This is a genomic window from uncultured Parasphingorhabdus sp. (genome assembly GCF_963975735.1).
Lineage (GTDB): Bacteria > Pseudomonadota > Alphaproteobacteria > Sphingomonadales > Sphingomonadaceae > Parasphingorhabdus.
The window spans coordinates 1-19,928 of sequence record NZ_CAXBIA010000028.1; the positions used below are offsets into that span (position 1 = coordinate 1).

Sequence of the window (19,928 nt, forward strand, 5' to 3'; positions counted from 1 at the left end):
ATTTTGAGTGCAGCGCGTCTACCAATTCCACCACAGGGGCTCTTTGGCTGCGTCAATCGACGATCAGCGAAATCGAGGCTCTGTTAGCGAAGAGGCCATGCGCTGGCAACGGCTTTTTCACATGACCCGCGCGAGCATCTGTCCGTCAAAAGAAGAGACCGGCATTCGCAGTCTGATAAAGCCAGATTGGAAAAGCGGCCACCGCCATCAGGCTGCCCAGCGGCAACATGCTTTCCCTGGTGACATTTCCGCCGCGCAACCGCCAGGAGATCGCTACCAGAATCCCGACCAGACTGGCGCCGAGGATGACCAGCGGCAACGCCTGCCACCCCAGCCAGCAACCGATTGCGCCCAGCATCTTCGGGTCACCACCGCCCAGACCGTCACGTCCCCTGATATATTTATAGGCAGCGGCCACTATTGCCAGTGCTGCATATCCCGCCAGGCCGCCGGTCAGCCGGTCGAGAAATGTAGAAGAGACCATGAGCAGACTGGCGAGCAATCCGGATAGCGCTAGGATCGCGGTCAGCCGGTCCGGCAGCCAGTGGTGTTTGACGTCGAGCGCGGCCAGCGTCAGCAATAGCCACCCGAAGACCGCCCCCGCCAGTCCCTGAACGCCGGGCGCGGCGAACAGGGCAAGACCGCCAATCAGCGCAGCGGCCATCTCTATTGCAATATGATCAGCGGCGATCTTCGTTCCGCACTGACGGCATTTTCCCGACTGGAGGAGGAAGCTCACGACCGGGATCAGTTCCCGGGATCGCAATTGATAGCCGCAATGGTCACAGGAGGAGCGACCGGTGATGACCGAACGTCCTTCCGGCCATCTGACTATCAACGTCGCCAGGAAGCTCCCGATGATCAGACCGAGCACGATTCCGGCAATCGGCAAGAGATAGGCTGGCAACGGCTGCTCCACAAAAGATTACAAAAATCCGGTTACACGCTGGGCCGTGCCGATCAATGGGGCAATTGAAAAATCGGAATGTGACGCCTATGTGCACTTCAAGAATCGCGTTTCCTCCCTCCGGGCAGCGCAACCAACCCAGAAAGGCCAATTCATGTCCAGCTCCGACCCGATCGTCATTCTCTCTTATGCCCGCACACCGATGGGCGCCATGCAAGGCGCGCTCAGCGAAGTCAGCGCATCCCATCTGGGTGCTGTCGCGGTCAAGGCAGCGGTCGAGCGCGCCGGGGTTGCCGGAGCGGATGTCGAACGCATCTATATGGGCAACGTGCTGTCCGCTGGCCAGGGCCAGGCCCCTGCCCGTCAGGCCGCCATTTACGCGGGACTGCCGCAATCGGTCGAGGCGACCACGGTCAACAAGATGTGCGGTTCCGGCATGCAGGCGGCCATCATGGGCGCCGAGGCCCTCACCGCAGGATCGGTCGATATCATCGTGACCGGCGGCATGGAAAGCATGACCAACGCGCCTTATCTGCTGCCCAAGATGCGCAGCGGCGCGCGGCTTGGCCACACCGAAGCCAAGGATCACATGTTCCTTGATGGTCTGGAAGATGCCTATGAATCGGGCCGCGCCATGGGCAGTTTCGCAGAAGAAACCGTCGGCGAATATCAATTGACCCGCGAAGCACAGGACGAATATTCGATCGAATCGCTCGCTCGCGCCAAAGCGGCCGTCGAAGGCGACGCCTTTGATGACGAAGTCGTCGCGGTCGAAGTCAAGACCCGCAAGGGCAATGTCATTGTCGACAAGGACGAACAGCCGCCCAAGGGCAATCCCGACAAAATCCCGCAGCTTCGCCCTGCCTTTGCCAAAGACGGCACGATCACCGCTGCCAATGCTTCGTCTATTTCCGATGGCGCGGCTGCAATGGTGCTGACCCGTGCCAGCGTCGCGGCAGAAAAAGGCCTGACGCCGGTTGCGCGGATCGTTGCGCATGCCGCTCACGCCCATGCGCCGGCCAAATTCACCACCGCGCCGGTGCAAGCCATCCAGAAAGTCCTCGACAAGGCCGGCTGGTCGGTTGCCGATGTCGATCTCTGGGAAGTCAATGAAGCCTTCGCCTGTGTCGCCATGTTCGCGATGCAGGATATCGGCATCGACCGCGACAAGCTGAACGTCAACGGCGGCGCGACTGCGCTTGGTCATCCAATTGGTGCCAGCGGCGCTCGGATCATGGTGACGTTGATGGCAGCGTTGAAAAAACGCGGTCTGAAAAAAGGCGTTGCGGCGCTTTGCATCGGTGGCGGAGAAGCAACCGCGGTTGCACTGGAATTGACCGACTGAACTATTTCAGCGGTTCATCACCCCAGACGTCGTCGGTGCTGATATAGCCCCGGCGGCCGGTGACATCGAACAGGCACCAGCCTTTTTCGCATTGGGTCAGGCTGCCGACCACACCCGGTTCGGCCATCCAGACAATCTTTGCACTGCCACTGGGCAAGGCGCGCATCGCGACCGGCTTTCCGCTGGTCGCGAGCACCAGACCGGTGTGCGATGCGCTGAGCAGACGCGCGTGCATCCACCCCTGCGTTCCTTCATGGTCCTCGATTTTCCGCCAGGCCTTGTAGCGGGCGAGTATCTTTACCGGCAATTTCTCGCGCTTATATATCCACATCGTCGGATATTCGGTGCTGGGACCAGTGCGCATGCGCGCCTCGGGCTCGTCTATGGAGGCCCAATAGGGCGGCTCTTGCTGCGCCGCAGCAGGCGCTGACAGGGACAGACCCGAAATCGCAATGAGCATGAAAGCCAGAATACGCATGATGATTGGTTACTCATTCCCCGATTGATGCCGACATAGCCCGAAACAGGCACCCGCTTCAAGCGCCGCCTGCTTGACCTGCACCGAATTTCAGGCATAGCAATTGGCTATGCAAGACTCAACTCGCCCCGCTAATCCCCGTGTCATCGTCACTCGTGAATTGGCTGATGCCAATCAGCATCGCATGTCCGAATTATTCGATGCAGTGCTCAATCATGCGGACACACCTTTTTCTCGCGATGACCTGATCGCCGCAATGGCAGATTGCGATGTGCTGGTACCCACCGTCACCGACCAGATTGATGCGGAGATGATCGCCAATGCACCGGACCGGCTGCGCATGATTGCCAGCTTTGGCGCCGGGGTCGATCATATCGATCTCGCCGCAGCTCGTGCGAGGAAAATTCTGGTCACCAACACACCGGGCGTTTTCACCGAGGATACAGCGGACATGACCATGGCGCTGATCCTGTCTGTGCCCCGCCGGCTTTCCGAAGGTGAAAAGCTGATGCGGTCCGGGCAATGGGAAGGCTGGAAACCGTCGGGCATGCTCGGCCATTGTATCGGCGGCAAGAAACTCGGGATTGTCGGCATGGGCCGCATTGGTCAGGCCGTCGCCCGCCGCGCGTCCGGCTTCGGCATGTCGATCGTCTATCACAACCGCCGCCAGCTGCCACCGGCAGTCGAGGAATCCTTGCGCGCCAGCTATGTTGCCGATCTCGAGGATCTTGTCAGCGAGTGCGATATTATAACGCTCCATTGTCCGCACACGGCGGAAACCCACGAAATGATCAATGCCGAGCGGATCGGGAAGATGAAATCTTCCTGCTATCTGATCAACACCGCGCGCGGCGATCTGGTCGATGAGAATGCGTTGATCGAAGCATTGCAAAATGAAAAAATCGGCGGCGCCGGACTGGACGTATATCAGAATGAACCGGATATCGATCCGCGTTTCCTGGACCTCAAAAACACCGTATTGCTGCCGCATATGGGCAGTGCCACATTCGAGGGCCGGGAGGCTTCAGGCGACCGGGTGATCACCAATATCCGCGTGTGGGCCGACGGTCACCGTCCGCCGGATCAGGTTCTGGACGGCTGGGTATAAGCTTTCCGTTGAGTCCCCCGATGGTCTCGACTAGACATTTTCGACCGCCTGATTCGCGAAAGTGAACGGGCATGATAAGAATATATCGGCGGGGAACATCATGAAATATCCAGTCAAATCCTTGGGCATGCTTCTGGCAGCCGGCTGGGCGGTTTCGCCGCTCAGCGCGCAACAGACACTGGATCCCGCCATTGCAGATGTAGCCAATAGCGGCGACACCGCCTGGATATTGACTTCCAGCGCTCTGGTCCTGCTGATGACCCTGCCCGGCCTCGCGCTTTTCTATGGCGGCCTTGTCCGCGCCAAGAATTTCCTGTCGGTGCTGATCCAGTGCATGGCGGTGGTCGGCATCTGTTCGGTTCTCTGGATTGTGGTTGGTTACTCGCTGGCTTTCGGTGGCGTCACCAACGGCTTCCTCGGTAGCGGTTTCAACATGATGCTGAACAATCTTGGCAATGTCCGTGAAGGCACAGCCGTTCCCGAATCCGCCTTTGCGATGTTCCAGATGACCTTCGCCGTCATCACCCCCGCGCTGATGATCGGCGCGTGGGTAGAACGCGCGCGCTTTGGCTGGGTGGTTGCATTTTGTACGCTCTGGCTGCTCGTCGTCTATGCACCGGTGGCCCATTGGGTCTGGGGTGGCGGCTGGCTGAGCAATCTCGGCGTGCTCGATTTTGCCGGCGGTATCGTCGTCCACACCACGGCTGGCGTTTCCGCACTGGTCGTCGCGATCATGCTTGGAAAGCGTATGGGCTGGCCGAGAACCTTGATGCTGCCGCACAGCCCTGCCCTGACGGTTGCCGGCGCCGCGATGCTCTGGGTCGGCTGGTTCGGTTTCAACGGCGGCTCTGCTCTCGCCGCAACCGACGATGCCTCGTCGGCGATCCTCAATACGCATGTCGCAGCGTCGACGGCGGCGCTGGTCTGGATATTGATAGAGCGATTCAAGGTCGGGAAATCAACCGCGGTCGGCGTCGCCACCGGTGCGATTGCCGGACTGGCAACGATCACCCCGGCAGCCGGTTTTGTCGGCCCCGGCGCGTCTATCCTGATCGGCGCTGCTGCATCGATTGTCTGTTTCATGGCGGTTGGTCTGGTCAAGAACGGCTTCAAGATCGACGATAGCCTCGATGTATTCGCGGTCCACGGCGTCGGCGGCATCCTCGGCAGCCTGATGCTCGCGCTGTTCATCGGTACCGGCTTCGGTGGCACCGGCTATCCCGAAGGCATGGGCTTCGGCAGCCAGTTTGTTGCCCAGTTGATCGGTGTCGGCGCGGTCGCCATCTGGTCGGCGGTCGCCACCGCCATTCTCGGCTTTGGCATCAGCTTCATCCTGCCGATGCGGGTCAGCGAAGACGACGAACGCGATGGTCTGGACATTTCCAACCATGGCGAACGGGCATGGGATCTGGATTGAGGAAAAATCCCCTCTCCCTCAGGGGAGAAGGGTTGCTAACCCGTGAACAGGATAGGCGTTATAATTCGAGATGCAGAAACTGGTTGAATGCAGTTGACGGATAGTCACTGAACGGTCCACCATTTTTGAATCCACGCTTGCGATACAGACGCAGTGCCGGTTCAAATTCCGGACCGGAGCCCGTTTCCAGACTCACCCGCCGATAGGAGCGCAGCCGCGCTTCGGCGAGAATATGATCCAATATTGCCCCGCCTACGCCTTTCCGCAGATACTGAGGTTCGGTTCGCATCGACTTGATCTCGCCCGCAAAAGGTGAAAGCTGCTTGAGCGCGCCGACACCCATCAACCGGTCCGCGTCCCAGGCAGACCAGACCGAAACACTTGACGCCCGCAATCCCGAAAGATCCAGCGCATGGATGCTCTCCGGCGGCGAATTTGCCTGCATCCCGGCAAGATGCGCGGCCAGCAGGTCCTGGACCTGCTGCCCGCTGAGATCATCAAGCCGGATTTCCACCTTAGTCGCCGGTCAGGATGCGATCCACAAGCTGCTTCACCGTCGGCACAAAGCCGTTCGAGTAGAATGGATCGGTTCCGAAATTGAAAGCACCATGGCCGGCAAACATCAGATGTTCCTCGACCGGTGCGCCATGAACGATTTCCTGCAGACTTTTCTGGATACAGAAACTGCGCGGATCGGCGAGCCGTCCGGTGCTGTTATTGTCATGGTCCTTCCATGCCGAAAAACCGCAATGCGACAAACAGCCCATGCAGTCTGCCTGATCCTTGCGAATCATTTTAGACTCTTCGGGGGTTGCGAATATCAAAGTGTTATCCGGCGTTTTCATCGCCATGGTAAAGCCGAGGCCGTCCCATTCGCGCGCGCGGAGCAGATCGTTGCGGGTGACCCAGAAATTCTTGCCCTTGATACCGACGTCGAGCTGATGCGTATGTTCACCGGCCTTCTCTGTCGAATAGGGAATCTGGCGTTCCGAACGCGATTCCAGACTGCGCAGAAATTCGTTGCGAACCGCTGAACTGTAGAAACCGGTCGGCGAGAATTTGTGCAGAAGAATATCGCCTTCCTTGATCTTGGTCAGCTCGCTCTTCCAGCTTTCCGGAATCGGGCTTTCCTTGGTCAGCAAAGGCCGGGTGCCGAATTGAAAGGCAATCTGGCCCAGTTCCTCGCTGTCGATCCAGTTCTGCCAGTCGCGCAAATGCCAGACACCGCCGGCCATGATGATCGGCACGCTGTCCGCAATGCCCTCGGCGCGCATCGTATCGCGCAGGTCCTTGACCCGTGGATAGGGATCTTCCGGTTTTCTCGGATCTTCCGCATTGGACAGGCCGTTATGACCGCCCGCCAGCCAAGGATCCTCGTAGACCACCGCTGCCATCAGATCGGGAACCTTTTTATAGGCCCGCTTCCACAGCGCGCGAAAGGCGCGGGCGGAGCTGATGATCGGCAGATAGTTCACGCCATATTGCTGGGCGATTTCCGACAGCTTGTAGGGCATGCCCGCACCGCAGGTCACTCCGGCAATCATGCCTTTGGTCTGCTCGAGCACGCCTTCCAGCACTTGCTGTGCGCCGCCCATTTCCCACAGGACGTTGATGTTGATCGCGCCCTTGCCGCCTGAAATCTCGTAGGCCTGCTTGACCTGCGTAACCGCACCGTCGATCGCATATTGGATCAGTTCCTGGTGCCGCTCCTCGCGTTTCCGGCCATGATAGATTTGCGGAATGACGTTGCCATGTTCGTCATAGCTGTCCGCATTGACTGCGGATACCGTACCAATGCCGCCAGCGGCAGCCCAGGCTCCCGAACTTGCGTGATTGGTAGCTGCGACGCCTTTTCCACCTTCGATCAACGGCCATACTTCCTGACCATTATACTGGATGGGTTTTAAGCCCTTGAACAATGAAATCTCCTATTTTCCCCAAAATTCGGTATAGACGGCGGCATATAAAAATGCTCGAAAAATCTCTGGTATGAATTGCGTTATTTAGCGGAGCCGAAATCGGCGCGTCCCAGCGCATGGCCGTAAAGCAGGCCGTAGCGGGCCAGCATCTTGCTCTCGTTATATTCGGCCTGCGCCTTGAGACGGTTCTGCATGCCTAGATCTTCGCGCAATTGCTGATGCTGGACCAAGGTCGTCAGCGATTCCTGAAATTTTGATTCGTCGGGCAGCGGTTTGACAAAGCCCTGATTGGCCTGCGAGACCATCGATTTTATGTCGCCGACGTCGGTCGCCGAGACCGGCAAGCCAGCTGCCATCGCCTCGATCAGCGAAATCGGAAATTGTTCGCTGTCCGATGATAGGGCAAAAATGTCGAACAGACCGATATAGCGCGCCGGATCGGCCATGAAACCGGGCATCAGCAAACGGTCGCCCAGACCGACCCGCTGTGCTTCGGCCAGAATAGTATCTTTTTCCGGACCTTCACCGACAATCACCAGCCGGACATTATCGCCCGCCGCCGCACAAGCGCGCACCAGCCGCGGGAGATTCTTGATCGCCCGCAGCCCGGCCACCGTGCCGACAACAACCTCGCCGTCACGCTTGGTGAAACCCGGCAAAGCGCCGCGTTGCGGTTTCTTGTCGAAGCGCTTTACGTCAATGCCATTGGGGATGCGCTGGATTTTCTGTTCCGGCTGCTTCCAGACATCGCGGGCAATCTTCGCCAGTTTTTCAGACGGCACCACCAGCGCCCGCGCATCGCCCAGAGCAAATTTGCGGAACCAGTTTCTCTTCCAGTTGAGTTTTTCCTGCTCGTCTTCGTTGAACCCGTCCTCGTGATGGATCAGCGGCGGCAGGCCGCCGGCGCGGGAAAATAATGTCCGGGCCATCACGCCGTCCATCGATCCCCAATTATAGGACAGGATCAGATCAAACTGGCGGAAATAGCTGACAAATTCGCGGTAACGCTTCAGCGAAGGCTTCCCCGCCAGCGATGGCGCATCTTTGGGAAATTCGACCTTTACCCTGACATCAATCGCGTCGCGAGCGGACAGGCTGTCAGGCTCTGCCGACAATATCACATGTTCGGCAGCGGAACCGAAGTGGTTCATCAATCTGACGGCGCGCGCCTCCTTGCCGCCCAGATTGAACGTACTGTGGAGATGCAGGATCTTTGCTGGCTTCATGCGGATTTCATGCTCGGCTGTCTAAAATCATTCAGTCAATGCGGTGGAGCAATTGATGGATCGCGTCAAGCGAGCCGGGCTCTTCCAGCGTCGGCGCGTGGCCCACGCGCGGGATCGTGACCAGTTCGCCTTTGTCCAGCTTTTCGAGCATCTGGGCGGCAACCCGTTCGCTGAACAAGTCTGACAATTCCCCTCGCAGGATAAGCGTCGGAATGTCTTTCATATTCTCCAGAGCATTCCACATGGCGCCGCTGCCGCCGCCCTTGCTGTCGAACGGCTCGGCAATCTTCATGTCATAGTCCAGCTTGATTCTGCCGGAACTGTTCATCCGGTAGACCTTCTTGGCGAATTCGATCCAGTCCTTCAGGGTAAAATCCGGGAAGATTTCCCGGCCGCTCTCCGCCATATCGCGGGCGGCATGGGCCCAGGTATCGAAACTCCGCCCCTGCCCGACATGGTCGGCAATCCGGTCCAGTCCTTTTTGATCGAGTTCGGGACCGATATCATTCAGCAAAGCACCGGCAACGCGTGCCGGATACATCTTGGCCATGATCATCGTGACGATACCGCCGAGTGACGTTCCGAAGAACACCGCTTTTTCGATCTTCTGCTCGTCCATCAACATGATGATATCCGAGATATATTGCTTCGGATTATAGGTGCTGCTGTCCTTGGCATATTCACTCAGGCCGCGGCCCCGCAGATCGACCATGATGACTCGCCGCTGGCCGTGGAATTCCGTCCCGAGATGCCTGAAATCGCGGGCATTTCTGGTCAATCCCGGCACACAGATAACCGGTGTCTTGCCGCTGTCCGAAGGATAGTCATAAGCGTGCAATTTCAGCCCGTCATCGGATTCCCAATAGATATCCTGATAAGATTTTTTTTCGGTCATGCTGCGATTGGCCTCGTGTTCCTGCTTGCTGCGCAACCGATTAGCCGCCACTGTCGAATAATGCCATATAAACCGCAACCAGAACCCGGCAAGACCGTCTATCAGCCCGATGTCCAGATCACCCGCTTGGGGGAGAAGATCGGCGACCCGGCGAAGCCTGCCGATTTTCCCGACCATATCTTGCGGTTCAGAAATGACCGCTGGGACCAGAGTGTCGGGCTCGACGGCCTGGGTGATGAAGCATGGCGATCCCATTTCGGACGGTTCGAACCGCTCGCGGACAATCTCGATCCGCCGCTGGCGCTGCGCTATCACGGGCATCAGTTCCGCAATTATAATCCCGAGATCGGCGATGGCCGCGGCTTTCTGTTCGCGCAACTGCGCGACGACCGGCAACGGCTCATGGATCTGGGCACAAAGGGTTCCGGTACAACGCCTTGGAGCAGGAGCGGCGATGGCCGGCTCACCCTGAAAGGCGCTGTCCGCGAAATTCTCGCGACGGAAATGCTCGAAGCATTGGGCGTCAATACGTCGAAAACTTTTGCCGTTGTCGAGACTGGCGAGAAACTGTCGCGCGGCGACGAACCCTCCCCTACCCGCTCGGCGGTAATGACCAGGTTGAGCCATAGCCATATCCGGATCGGAACCTTCCAGCGCATCGCCTACGAGAAGAACGAAGCTTTGATGCTGCAACTGGTCGAATATTGCCTCAAACATTATTATGGCGGCGTGCAGACCGACGATCCGGCGACCGAATTATTCGCGAAAACCGCGGAGGAAGTCGCCAAGCTGGCCGGTGCCTATATGACAGCCGGTTTTGTCCATGGCGTGCTCAACACCGACAATATCAATATCACCGGTGAAAGCTTCGACTATGGCCCGTGGCGCTTCACGCCTTATTGGGAGCCCGGCTTTACCGCCGCCTATTTCGACCATGAGGGATTATATTGCTTTGCCCGGCAGCCCGAAGCGCTACACTGGAACCTCGCGCAACTGGCCAGCGCCCTGCGCCTGATTAGCGACAGTGAACCATTGGTCGCGACGCTCGAAGGATTTCCCAAAGCCTATGGTACCGCCTTCACCCGGCATTTCTGCTGGCGGCTCGGGATCGAGTCAGAGGGGTTTGAAAGCGACCGCGATCTGGTTGTTGCTGCCGAAAAAGGACTGGCGGAAAAAACCATACAGATTGACCGCTTTTTCTTCGATTGGGGCAGAACCGAAAACCTCGCCAGCCCGGAGGAAAATCCACCCGGATTTTCCGAATTTCGCGCCTTGATCGCCGATCGTGCACGAACGCGAGAACCGGTCAGTGGTTACTGGCAAAAACCGGAACCCTGTTCGATGCATATCGAAGAAGTCGAAGCAATCTGGACCGCTATCGCGGAAGATGACGACTGGACCATATTATCGCAAAAAATCAATGATATCCGTGATATGGGCTATGCCTTGCGCAATGGTTGACAAGCTTTCGACCGACGCAGGGCAAGGTAAACGGATTAACCATAAGAATTCTGCATTTTTTGGGCTATGATCTATCATCGGAGATGTCCATATACCCATCTTTCGAACAAGATTTGCGTAGAGAATAGAGGCAATAGTGAGCGACCTGAAATCGATCGAACCGGCAACCGGGAAAACACTGTGGACCGGCACCAGCGGAGACGCTGACGCAGCGGTTGCCAGCGCACGCGAAGCATGGCCGGGATGGGCAGCTACGGCTGTGGTCAAACGTATCGAGGCCGTCAGGCGCTATGCCAACCAGATCCGCAACAACGGCGACGAGCTGGCCGAACTGATTTCCCGCGAAACCGGCAAGCCGATGTGGGAAGCGCGGACGGAAGTTGATTCCGTCGTCAAAAAAATCGATATTTCGGTGGCTGCCTTTGCCGAACGGACACCGCAACGCCAGTTGCCGAGCCAGGCCAACACACGCACAGCCTTGCGGCACAAGCCGCATGGCGTACTCGCCGTGCTCGGTCCCTATAATTTCCCCGCCCATTTACCCAATGGCCATATTGTCCCCGCGCTGATCGCCGGCAATACGATTGTGTTCAAACCGTCGGAGAAAACGCCTGCGGTTGGCCAATATCTGGTCGATGCATTTGCAAAGGCAGGACTACCCGCCGGTGTTATCAATATTTTGCACGGCGGTCCGGAAACCGGCAAGCAACTAACCGCCAATGACGGACTGGACGGCGTTCTGTTCACCGGCTCGGCCCAGACCGGCATTGCCCTCAATCGCCAGTTCGCCTCCCGACCGGACAAGATTCTGGCTCTGGAGATGGGCGGGAACAACCCGATCATTGCCTGGGACACCGACGACATCCACAGCGCAGCGGTGCTGATCGTGCAATCGGCCTTTCTGACCGCGGGCCAGCGCTGTTCTGCCGCTAGCCGGCTGATCGTCAAGGACACGATCTATGATCCTCTCGTCCGGGAAGTGAAGCGTATCGCCGACCGCCTGATCATCGACGAACCCTTTGCCAGCCCTGCCCCCTTCATGGGTCCTGTCATCGACAACGAGACCGCTGACGGGCTCACCGAAAGCTTCCTTGCGCTGATGAGCCATGGCGGCAAGCCGATCAAGCATATCGCGCGACCGGTAGAAGGCCGCCCGTTCCTCACGCCGGGTATCATCGATGTGACAGATCTTCCCGAACGCCCGGATATAGAATTGTTCGGACCGATCCTGCAGGTCATCCGCGTCGGTGATTTCGCTGAAGCCATCGCCGAGGCCAATAATACCCGTTACGGCCTGTCCTCCGCCCTGATCGGCGGGACCGCGCAGCAATATGACCAATATTGGTCCAACAGCCGCGCCGGCATCGTGAACTGGAACAAGATGACCGTCGGCGCATCGTCCGAGGCTCCCTTTGGCGGCATCGGATTATCGGGCAATCATCGTCCGAGCGCTTATTATGCCGCCGATTACTGCGCCTATCCGGTAGTTTCTCTGGAAGCAGAGCAGCTCAAGGCGTCGATCGGCATAGGACTGAAAGACGAATAAGCCGGGGACGGTCCCGAACCTGCAACCGCGAAATAGCTTAGCTTAGGCAACCCCAAAAACTTCTGTTTTGAACAATCAGGTCGATGCAGGCATATCAGCCTCATGGAAAATAGTTCAAACAAGGCAGCCCGATCGGGCACAGTCTATCTGGTCGGCGCCGGTCCAGGCGACCCCGATCTCTTGACGTTGAAAGCGGCAAGGCTGCTGCAACGCGCCGATGTCATCGTCCACGACGGTCTGGTCAGTCGGGAAATTCTGGATATGGCGTCGCCCTCCGCACGCCGCATTTCGGTGGCCAAGAAGCGCTCGCTGCACAGCGTTTCTCAGGACCAGATCAACGATATTCTGATTAGCGAAGCGGGCAAAGGCCACGTCGTTGTCCGCCTCAAGGGCGGCGATCCGTTCATCTTCGGACGCGGCGGCGAAGAAGCCGATGATTGCATCGCTGCCGGCGTGGCCGTTGAAGTTGTCCCCGGCATCAGCGCCGCGCTCGGCTGCGCCGCACAGGCCCGCATGCCGCTGACCCATCGCGATGCCTCCAGCGCGGTATCCTTTGTCGCTGGCCAGTGCAAAGGCCTGTCCGACCAGAACTGGTCCGGGCTTGCCGGCAAAGGCCGCACGTTGGTCATCTATATGGGCGTTGCCAATGCCGAGGCGATTGTCGAAAAACTGATCGCCGACGGAGCATCCCCGGACATTCCGGTGGCGGTACTCGAAAACGGCACCCGTACCAATTTCCGTGCGCTGCGGACCCTGCTGACCGATCTTGGCGACATGGTGCGACGCGAGAACGTCCAGAGCCCCGCGTTGCTCGTTGTCGGGGAAGTGGCGAGATACGGCGATGCCGAGAACAAGTTTCGGGAATTTGCACAATTGGCGGGAGTGGTCGCATGAAAATATTGACCGGAAATGACCTTAAAACCGGCGACGTTATCTGGTGGACCGGCCTCGACTGGTCGCGTTTTGTCAAAGACGCCACCGATGTTGGCGACACGGGCGAAGCCATTCTCCACCGGGAAGAAGCCGCTCGCCGGGTGAACTCGCCTTATATTATCGAGGCCGAAGAGACCGATGACGGCCCGCGCCCGGGCCACATCAAGGACCGGGTCCGCGCACTCGGACCAACCGTCCGTCCCGACCTGACATTAAAACCGGCCGATCCCGACGCCGGCCAATGGGTGATCTGACATGTATCAATATGACCAATATGACCAGAAAATGGTCGACACACGGGTCGAGGAATTTCGCGACCAGGTGAAACGTCGCCTCGCTGGCGATCTGACCGAAGACCAGTTCAAGCCGCTCCGGCTGATGAACGGCCTCTATCTGCAACTCCATGCCTATATGCTGCGCGTGGCCGTTCCCTATGGCACGCTGAGCAGCAAGCAGATGCGCATGCTCGGCCATATTGCCCGCAAATATGACCGCGATTATGGGCATTTTACCACACGCCAGAATATCCAGTATAACTGGATCAAGCTGGAAGACGCGCCAGACATTCTCGCCGATCTGGCATCGGTCGAAATGCACGCGATCCAGACCAGCGGCAATTGCATCCGCAACATATCCTCGGACCAGTTCGCCGGTGCAACCGCCGACGAAATCGCCGATCCGCGTCCCTGGGCGGAATTATTGCGGCAATGGTCGAGCTTCCACCCGGAATTTTCCTATCTGCCGCGCAAATTCAAATTCGCCGTGATTGCCAGCGACACCGATCGTGCAGCGATGCGGCTGCATGATATCGGCATCCAGCTGGTGCATAATGATGCGGGCGAACTGGGTGCGAAATTCTTTGTCGGCGGCGGCATGGGCCGGACGCCGATGATTGCACCGGAGATCCGCGACTTTGTGCCTGCGGACGAGCTGATCAGCTATGCCGAGGCCTGCCTGCGGGTCTACAACCGCTACGGGCGGCGCGACAATAAATATAAGGCGCGGATCAAGATCCTCGTCCACGAACTTGGCAAGGAAGAATATACCCGCCAGGTCGAGGAAGAATTCGCCCATATGAAGCAGCTGGGGTTGAATCCACCGGTCGAAGAGCTGGCGCGGATTACGCAATATTTTCAGGACCCGCCATTTGACAAGCAGGCAAGCGTCGATATCGACCTGTCCGATCCGGACTTTGCCCTGTGGGTGGACCAGAATATCTCCGCGCACAAACAGCCCGGCTATGCGATTGCGACGATCAGCCTGAAGCCACGCGGCGGTATTCCCGGCGACGCGTCATCGGCGCAAATCGATCTGATGGCCGATCTGGCCGAGCAATATAGTTTTGACGAATTGCGTGTGACGCACAGTCAGAATATCGTCCTGCCTTATGTCAAGAAGAGCGACCTTTACGCTCTCTGGCAGAAGCTGGACGACGCAGGACTGGCTCCGGCCAATCTCGACCTGATCACCGACAGCATTGCCTGCCCGGGTCTGGATTATTGCAGCCTCGCCAACGCCCGCTCGATTCCCCTCGCCCAGAAAATCAGCGAACGTTTCGCAGACCTCGGTCGCCAACGGGAACTGGGCGAGTTAAAGCTCAAGATCTCGGGTTGTATCAACGCCTGCGGTCACCACCATGCAGGTCATATCGGCATATTGGGCGTCGACCGGAAGGGTACGGAAAACTACCAGCTTCTGCTCGGCGGCTCGGGCGCGGAAGACGCCAGCCTGGCCAAGATTACCGGTCCCGGATTTACCGAAGACGGCGTGATCGACGCGATCGAAACCGTCACCGATCTCTATCTCGAACAACGCGAGGAGGGGGAGCGGTTTATCGATACCTATCGCCGTGTCGGCATGGCCCGGTTCAAGGAGGCTATTTATGGTTGATGCTATCCGTTTTCGCGATGATGAAGTGCATGAAGAGCCAGCGGTTTCGCTCGACTCTTTTCTCGACCAGTCGAATGCCACTGCCGTCCGTATCGAGGCCGGCGAAGATGCCCGCGTCCTCTTGCCCTATCTTGACCGCCTGTCGTTGATCGAAATCGATTTTCCGGTATTTGGCGATGGCCGGGGCTATTCCGCCGCGCAGATATTGCGCGAGTCCGGCTATACCGGCGAATTGCGCGCGAGCGGCGACGTGCTGCTCGACCAGTGCGCCCATATGCGCCGTTGCGGCTTTGATGCCTTTTCGCCGGATTCACCGATCAACCCCAAGCTGATGGAAGAGGCAATCAGCCGCTACGAGCATGTCTATCAAGCGACATCGGACAAGCGCACACCAATATGGAGCATCCGTCATGGCTGAAGCAGCACGCAAGATCGACACGATCGATGTTCGCCCCGATTTCACCCAGGCCGATGCCGATGCGCTGAACCAGCGTTTTGCGGGTATCGGTACGTCCGAAATGCTCAAGACATTGTTCGACGAGCGCCAGCTGGGCGAAGTCGCTGTGGTCTCGTCCTTCGGTACCGAGAGCGCGGTCCTGCTCCATCTGGTCGCGGCGGTCGACCCGACCATTCCGGTGACCTTTGTCGATACGCTGAAGATGTTTCCGGAGACCCTGGAATATCGTGACACATTGGTCCGGACGCTGGGTATCAAGAACAGCAATGTCGTCGAACCCTCAGCCGCTGTATTGGCAGAGAAAGACGAGAACGGCCTCCGCTGGTCATACGATCCCGACGGCTGCTGCGAGATCCGCAAGGTCGAGCCACTGGCCCGCGCCAAAGCCGGACTCAACAGCTGGATTTCCGGTCGCAAGGCATTCCAGTCGGTGACCCGCAACAATATTCCGCGCTTCGAAATTGACGATGGCCGTTTGAAAATCAATCCTCTCGGCGACTGGATCAAGGATGATCTCGAAGCCTATTTCGAGGAGCATGACCTGCCGCGCCATCCCCTGGAAGCCGAAGGCTATCTATCGGTCGGCTGCGCGCCCTGCACCTCGAAAGTGAAGCCGGGCGAAGACCCCCGCGCCGGTCGCTGGAGAGGCTGGGACAAGTCCGAATGCGGCATTCACGAAGATGTGACGCCATTGCCCGACGCGGATGATAGCGGCGCCAACGATCCGATATTCTAGAACCGGCTTAGCGGGCGGCCCGCCCGCAACACCGGGTCATTCGTCAGATTTTCGGAACATCACGCTTCGTTAAAAACAGCGCGCATATAAAAAAGACCAGGCTGAAAAAAGTGATCGAGCCAGCAAGAAGCCAATCCCGCCAGGCACCATATTCAAGGCGAACCTGTACCCAATTTCCGTTGACAGAATAGCGGACCGGAACCTGGTCGCCAATTTTGGCTATCGGTGGCTGAAGGCCCTGCTTCGTTTCCATCTCATATTCCAGGCCCTGATCGGTAACGAAACGGACGGTGGGGTAATGAGTGACAAAGTCTCTGGAAGGACCGTCCGAGCTTGATGTGCTATTTTGCTCTGCGCGTAACGATATTATCTCGGCGGTCCCGGGTGCACTATTGTTGCGAAATTGCCAGGTATCGACGCCGATAGAGAGACCAACGAACAGGAAAAGCGAAATAACCGGCAATATGGTGATACGCATCCAGATTTCCATGGCCGTATCTCCCCTTCCCTTGCCCGGCTTCGATCAGTCCGGTCGCCGCCACCGGAGCCAAGGAAACAGCCCCGACCCTAATATTCGTCGGGCATATCCTCTTGCGCCAGATCACCAAATTTCGTGAATTCGGCGATGAAGCTGAGATTGATATTGCCGGTCGAACCCTGCCGGTTTTTGGCGACGATCACGGTCGCCTTGTTGACCTTGCTCTGGTGATCGGCTTCCCACGCGGAATATTTCGCGATCTGTTCCGGCGTCGAATTGCCGTCCGGCTGGTCCGGCCTGATCGCGAGATGATAATATTCATCGCGGAAAATGAACATCACGATATCCGCGTCCTGCTCGATCGAACCGGATTCGCGCAGATCGGAAAGCTGCGGCCGTTTGTCTTCGCGACTTTCCACTTGTCGGCTCAATTGCGACAGGGCGATCACCGGCACTTGCAATTCTTTCGCCAGCGTCTTCAGACCACGACTGATTTCCGAGATTTCGTTGACCCGGTTATCATTGGCGCGGCCGGAACCTTGCAGCAGCTGGAGATAATCGACCACGATCAGGCCGATACCCTGCCGCCGCTGCAACCGCCGCGCACGGGTCCGCAGCGCCGCAATGGTCAGCGCCGGCGTATCGTCGATGAACAGTGGCAGATCCTGCAATTCCCGCGAAGCCAGCGCAAGCCGGTGCATGTCGTCGCGGCTGATCGCGCCCATCCGCAGCTTTTCCGAACTGATCTCGGCCTGTTCGGACAATATTCTGGTCGCCAGCTGATCCGCTGACATTTCCAGACTGAAAAACACTGTTTTCGCGCCGAGCGAATCTTCCGGCGCGATCCCGTCTTCCATATCGCGGAGATAGCGGTGCGCCGCGTTGAACGCGATATTGGTGGCGAGCGAGGTCTTGCCCATGCCCGGACGACCCGCGAGAATGAGCAGATCGCTTCGGTGCAGACCGCCCATTTTGGCGTTCACATCGCTCAGGCCGGTGGTGATACCCGAAACCTTGCCGCCGCTGTTAAACGCACGCTCGACATTGGTCAGCGCTTCGGTCGATGCATGCAGGAACGAGCGAACGCCGCCTTCCTGTGCCTCGCCTTCGGAAACGCGATAGAGCGCGGTTTCCGCTTCCTCGATCTGTTCTTTCGGGTCGACGGTCTCGCTGGTATCGAGAGCGCTTTCCACCAGCGATCGCCCGACGCTTACCAGTTCGCGGAGCAGCGCCAGATCATAGATCTGGTTGGCAAAATCGCGGGCACCAATCAGGCCGGCTCCATCGCCGGTCAGTTTCGCCAGATAGGATGGACCGCCCAGTGCCCGCATTGCTTCGTCCGACTCGAAATAGGGCTTCAGCGTAACCGGAGTGGCCACCATATTCTTGTCGAGCAGCTTCAGTGCCTGTTCGTAAATCCGGCCATGCAGCGGTTCGTAGAAATGTTCCGGGCGCAGCCGGATTTGCACATCTTCCGCGACCCTGTTGTCGATCAGCAGCGCGCCGAGAAACGTCGCCTCTGCCTCGACATTGCGCGGCAGGCGCTGTTCTTCATGTTCATCATTCTCGAAACGCATCAATTCGGCCATGGCTCTTCATTGACGCTGAATCGATTCAGGGCAAGAGGCGGTGCGAAAAATCTCGCAAAGTTCGGGGGACAGATCTGTGGAAAAATATCCTACTGCTATGCTGCACTGCAAAAACCCTTGTCCTGAGACCGGCGCTGCGGCAACAGGGCGCAATGTCCGATCCGCGCATCATATCCGTAGAACTCGACGAAGCCACAATCTTGTGGCGCAACGCCGATATCGAACAGGAACGACGGATCGCGATTTTCGATCTGATCGAAGAAAATCATTTCAAGCCGCTCAAACAGCATGACGACGGCTATGCAGGACCCTATCAGCTTCAGCTCAGTGTCCAGGAAGGCCGGCTGGTCATATCCATCGGTCGCGAGAATGGCGAACCGCTGGAGACGCTGATCCTTGCGCTCGGCCGGTTCCGGCGACCGATCCGAGATTATTTTGCCATTTGCGACAGCTATTATCAGGCGATCCGCAAAGCCAGCGCTGCCGAAATCGAAACCATCGACATGGCGCGGCGCGGCGTCCATGATCAGGGCGCGGAGCTGCTGGTCGAGCGGCTGGAGGGAAAGATCGAAGTGGACTTCAAAACCGCGCGCAGACTCTTCACATTAATCTGCGTATTGCATATCAAGAATTGAATGAAACTTCCGCTGCGTATCAGGGAGCCAGGGTGGCCAGTCGAGACATTAGAAAAAATATAATCGGCGTCGCCGCCATCGTGGTGGTGTTGCTGGTTATCGCCTTCATATTGCGCAATATTGCCGTCAGCTGGGCGCCATCGCGAGATCAATATCCGGTACAGGGCATTTCCGTCAGTGCCAGCAATGGCGACATCATATGGCATGTCGCCGGTGCGACCGGCGTCGACTTTGCCTATATTCAGGCCACCGACGGTTCGACCAGGCGGGACCCGAAATTCGCCGCCAATATCAAGGGTGCCAGAGAATCGGGTATCCGTTATGGCGCGCTTCACGATTATTCGCTCTGTCGCCTGGCGACGGATCAGGCGACGATGTTTGTCACCACCGTGCCGCGCGGAGAGAATATGTTGCCACCCGCCGTGCGTCTGGCCTTCGACAATGGCTGCGGCGACCGTCCGGGTCGGGCGCTGGTGCTCAGCGAGTTGAACATGTTTCTCAACCAGATCGAGGCCCATAGCGAGAAGCCGGCCATCCTTGCCGTATCGCGCGAGTTCGAGGAAATGTATAATATCAGCAGCGGCATCGACCGGACCTTCTGGCTTGAAGCCAATTTTTTTCCGCCCGACTATGCCACCAAACCCTGGGTGATGTGGCGGGCTTCCGATATGCGCCGGATCAGCGGGGTTGACGGCCCGATAAACTGGAACGTAGTGCGACCATGACCACCAACAGGAAACTGATATGAGCATATTATCCGACCGCTGGATCCGCAATGAAGCGAAACATTCCGGCATGATCGAACCCTTTGTCGAAGCGCAGAAGCGGGAGGGATGCATCAGCTACGGCCTGTCCTCTTATGGCTATGACGCACGGGTATCGGACGAGTTCAAGATTTTCACCAATGT

Annotated in this window: 20 protein-coding genes and 1 pseudogene; 13 read left to right on the top strand and 8 right to left on the bottom strand. The window is 58.0% G+C overall.

Features of this window, described 5'->3' with window-relative positions; genetic code table 11:
- Nucleotides 1–145 precede the first annotated feature (145 nt).
- Nucleotides 146–907, bottom strand: coding sequence for a prepilin peptidase (locus AACZ86_RS16165; RefSeq protein ID WP_339694592.1), 762 nt, complete (start codon nucleotides 905–907; stop codon nucleotides 146–148).
- Between the two features lie 154 nt (nucleotides 908–1,061).
- On the opposite strand from AACZ86_RS16165, the gene AACZ86_RS16170 reads away from it, so the two are divergent.
- The gene (locus AACZ86_RS16170) at nucleotides 1,062–2,252 is read left to right on the top strand and encodes an acetyl-CoA C-acyltransferase (protein WP_339694595.1); all 1,191 of its coding nucleotides are present in this window, start codon (nucleotides 1,062–1,064) and stop codon (nucleotides 2,250–2,252) included.
- Between the two features lies 1 nt (nucleotide 2,253).
- Here the strand turns inward: AACZ86_RS16170 and AACZ86_RS16175 are convergent, their stop codons facing one another.
- The gene (locus tag AACZ86_RS16175; protein WP_339694598.1) at nucleotides 2,254–2,730 is read right to left on the bottom strand and encodes an SH3 domain-containing protein; all 477 of its coding nucleotides are present in this window, start codon (nucleotides 2,728–2,730) and stop codon (nucleotides 2,254–2,256) included.
- Nucleotides 2,731–2,839: 109 nt separating this feature from the next.
- On the opposite strand from AACZ86_RS16175, the gene AACZ86_RS16180 reads away from it, so the two are divergent.
- Together AACZ86_RS16180 and AACZ86_RS16185 are read left to right on the top strand one after the other, a co-directional pair.
- Nucleotides 2,840–3,838, top strand: coding sequence for a D-glycerate dehydrogenase (locus AACZ86_RS16180; RefSeq protein WP_339694601.1), 999 nt, complete (start codon nucleotides 2,840–2,842; stop codon nucleotides 3,836–3,838).
- 100 nt (nucleotides 3,839–3,938) lie between these two features.
- Nucleotides 3,939–5,255 (top strand): ammonium transporter, encoded by a 1,317-nt coding sequence (locus AACZ86_RS16185; protein WP_339694604.1) that lies wholly within the window; start codon nucleotides 3,939–3,941, stop codon nucleotides 5,253–5,255.
- A gap of 58 nt (nucleotides 5,256–5,313) precedes the next feature.
- Here AACZ86_RS16185 and AACZ86_RS16190 read toward each other — a convergent pair whose 3' ends face one another.
- From AACZ86_RS16190 to AACZ86_RS16205, 4 genes are all read right to left on the bottom strand, one after another.
- Nucleotides 5,314–5,769 (bottom strand): GNAT family N-acetyltransferase, encoded by a 456-nt coding sequence (locus tag AACZ86_RS16190; protein ID WP_339694607.1) that lies wholly within the window; start codon nucleotides 5,767–5,769, stop codon nucleotides 5,314–5,316.
- Nucleotide 5,770: 1 nt separating this feature from the next.
- The gene (locus AACZ86_RS16195) at nucleotides 5,771–7,174 is read right to left on the bottom strand and encodes a nitronate monooxygenase (protein ID WP_339694610.1); all 1,404 of its coding nucleotides are present in this window, start codon (nucleotides 7,172–7,174) and stop codon (nucleotides 5,771–5,773) included.
- Nucleotides 7,175–7,254: 80 nt separating this feature from the next.
- Complete coding sequence (locus AACZ86_RS16200) at nucleotides 7,255–8,400, bottom strand: glycosyltransferase (RefSeq protein WP_339694612.1); 1,146 nt, start codon at nucleotides 8,398–8,400, stop codon at nucleotides 7,255–7,257.
- 31 nt (nucleotides 8,401–8,431) lie between these two features.
- Nucleotides 8,432–9,295 carry an alpha/beta hydrolase gene (locus AACZ86_RS16205; RefSeq protein ID WP_339694615.1) on the bottom strand — a complete coding sequence of 288 codons (864 nt, stop codon included), beginning with the start codon at nucleotides 9,293–9,295 and terminating at the stop codon, nucleotides 8,432–8,434.
- Between the two features lie 60 nt (nucleotides 9,296–9,355).
- On the opposite strand from AACZ86_RS16205, the gene AACZ86_RS16210 reads away from it, so the two are divergent.
- The 7 genes from AACZ86_RS16210 to AACZ86_RS16240 all read left to right on the top strand — a co-directional run bounded on the left by AACZ86_RS16210 (nucleotide 9,356) and on the right by AACZ86_RS16240 (nucleotide 16,318).
- The gene (locus AACZ86_RS16210; protein WP_339694618.1) at nucleotides 9,356–10,756 is read left to right on the top strand and encodes a YdiU family protein; all 1,401 of its coding nucleotides are present in this window, start codon (nucleotides 9,356–9,358) and stop codon (nucleotides 10,754–10,756) included.
- A 133-nt stretch (nucleotides 10,757–10,889) separates the two neighbouring features.
- Complete coding sequence (astD, locus tag AACZ86_RS16215; RefSeq protein WP_339694648.1) at nucleotides 10,890–12,302, top strand: succinylglutamate-semialdehyde dehydrogenase; 1,413 nt, start codon at nucleotides 10,890–10,892, stop codon at nucleotides 12,300–12,302.
- A 102-nt stretch (nucleotides 12,303–12,404) separates the two neighbouring features.
- Nucleotides 12,405–13,196, top strand: coding sequence for a uroporphyrinogen-III C-methyltransferase (cobA, locus tag AACZ86_RS16220; RefSeq protein WP_339694620.1), 792 nt, complete (start codon nucleotides 12,405–12,407; stop codon nucleotides 13,194–13,196).
- Nucleotides 13,193–13,489 carry a DUF2849 domain-containing protein gene (locus AACZ86_RS16225; RefSeq protein ID WP_339694622.1) on the top strand — a complete coding sequence of 99 codons (297 nt, stop codon included), beginning with the start codon at nucleotides 13,193–13,195 and terminating at the stop codon, nucleotides 13,487–13,489. Before cobA ends, AACZ86_RS16225 begins: the two co-directional genes overlap by 4 nt.
- A gap of 1 nt (nucleotide 13,490) precedes the next feature.
- Nucleotides 13,491–15,125, top strand: a complete 1,635-nt coding sequence (locus AACZ86_RS16230; protein WP_339694626.1) for a nitrite/sulfite reductase — start codon at nucleotides 13,491–13,493, stop codon at nucleotides 15,123–15,125.
- A complete protein-coding gene (locus AACZ86_RS16235; protein WP_339694629.1) occupies nucleotides 15,118–15,543 on the top strand; it encodes a DUF934 domain-containing protein in 426 nt (141 codons plus the stop codon). Before AACZ86_RS16230 ends, AACZ86_RS16235 begins: the two co-directional genes overlap by 8 nt.
- Nucleotides 15,536–16,318 (top strand): phosphoadenylyl-sulfate reductase, encoded by a 783-nt coding sequence (locus tag AACZ86_RS16240; protein ID WP_339694632.1) that lies wholly within the window; start codon nucleotides 15,536–15,538, stop codon nucleotides 16,316–16,318. The genes AACZ86_RS16235 and AACZ86_RS16240 overlap by 8 nt, the downstream gene beginning before the upstream one ends.
- Nucleotides 16,319–16,361: 43 nt before the next feature.
- On the opposite strand, the gene AACZ86_RS16245 is transcribed toward AACZ86_RS16240, so the two are convergent.
- Nucleotides 16,362–16,808: a DUF3592 domain-containing protein gene (locus AACZ86_RS16245; protein WP_339694635.1), complete on the bottom strand. Its 447-nt coding sequence runs from the start codon at nucleotides 16,806–16,808 to the stop codon at nucleotides 16,362–16,364.
- Between the two features lie 77 nt (nucleotides 16,809–16,885).
- Nucleotides 16,886–18,385, bottom strand: coding sequence for a replicative DNA helicase (locus AACZ86_RS16250; protein WP_339694639.1), 1,500 nt, complete (start codon nucleotides 18,383–18,385; stop codon nucleotides 16,886–16,888).
- Between the two features lie 152 nt (nucleotides 18,386–18,537).
- Between AACZ86_RS16250 and AACZ86_RS16255 the strand changes: the two genes are divergently transcribed.
- The 3 genes and pseudogenes from AACZ86_RS16255 to dcd form a co-directional block, all read left to right on the top strand.
- Nucleotides 18,538–19,020, top strand: a complete 483-nt coding sequence (locus tag AACZ86_RS16255; RefSeq protein WP_339694642.1) for a UPF0262 family protein — start codon at nucleotides 18,538–18,540, stop codon at nucleotides 19,018–19,020.
- Nucleotides 19,021–19,052: 32 nt separating this feature from the next.
- Nucleotides 19,053–19,745: a GH25 family lysozyme gene (locus AACZ86_RS16260; protein WP_339694645.1), complete on the top strand. Its 693-nt coding sequence runs from the start codon at nucleotides 19,053–19,055 to the stop codon at nucleotides 19,743–19,745.
- Between the two features lie 19 nt (nucleotides 19,746–19,764).
- A pseudogene (gene dcd, locus AACZ86_RS16265) lies at nucleotides 19,765–19,928 on the top strand (dCTP deaminase); the annotation flags it as partial.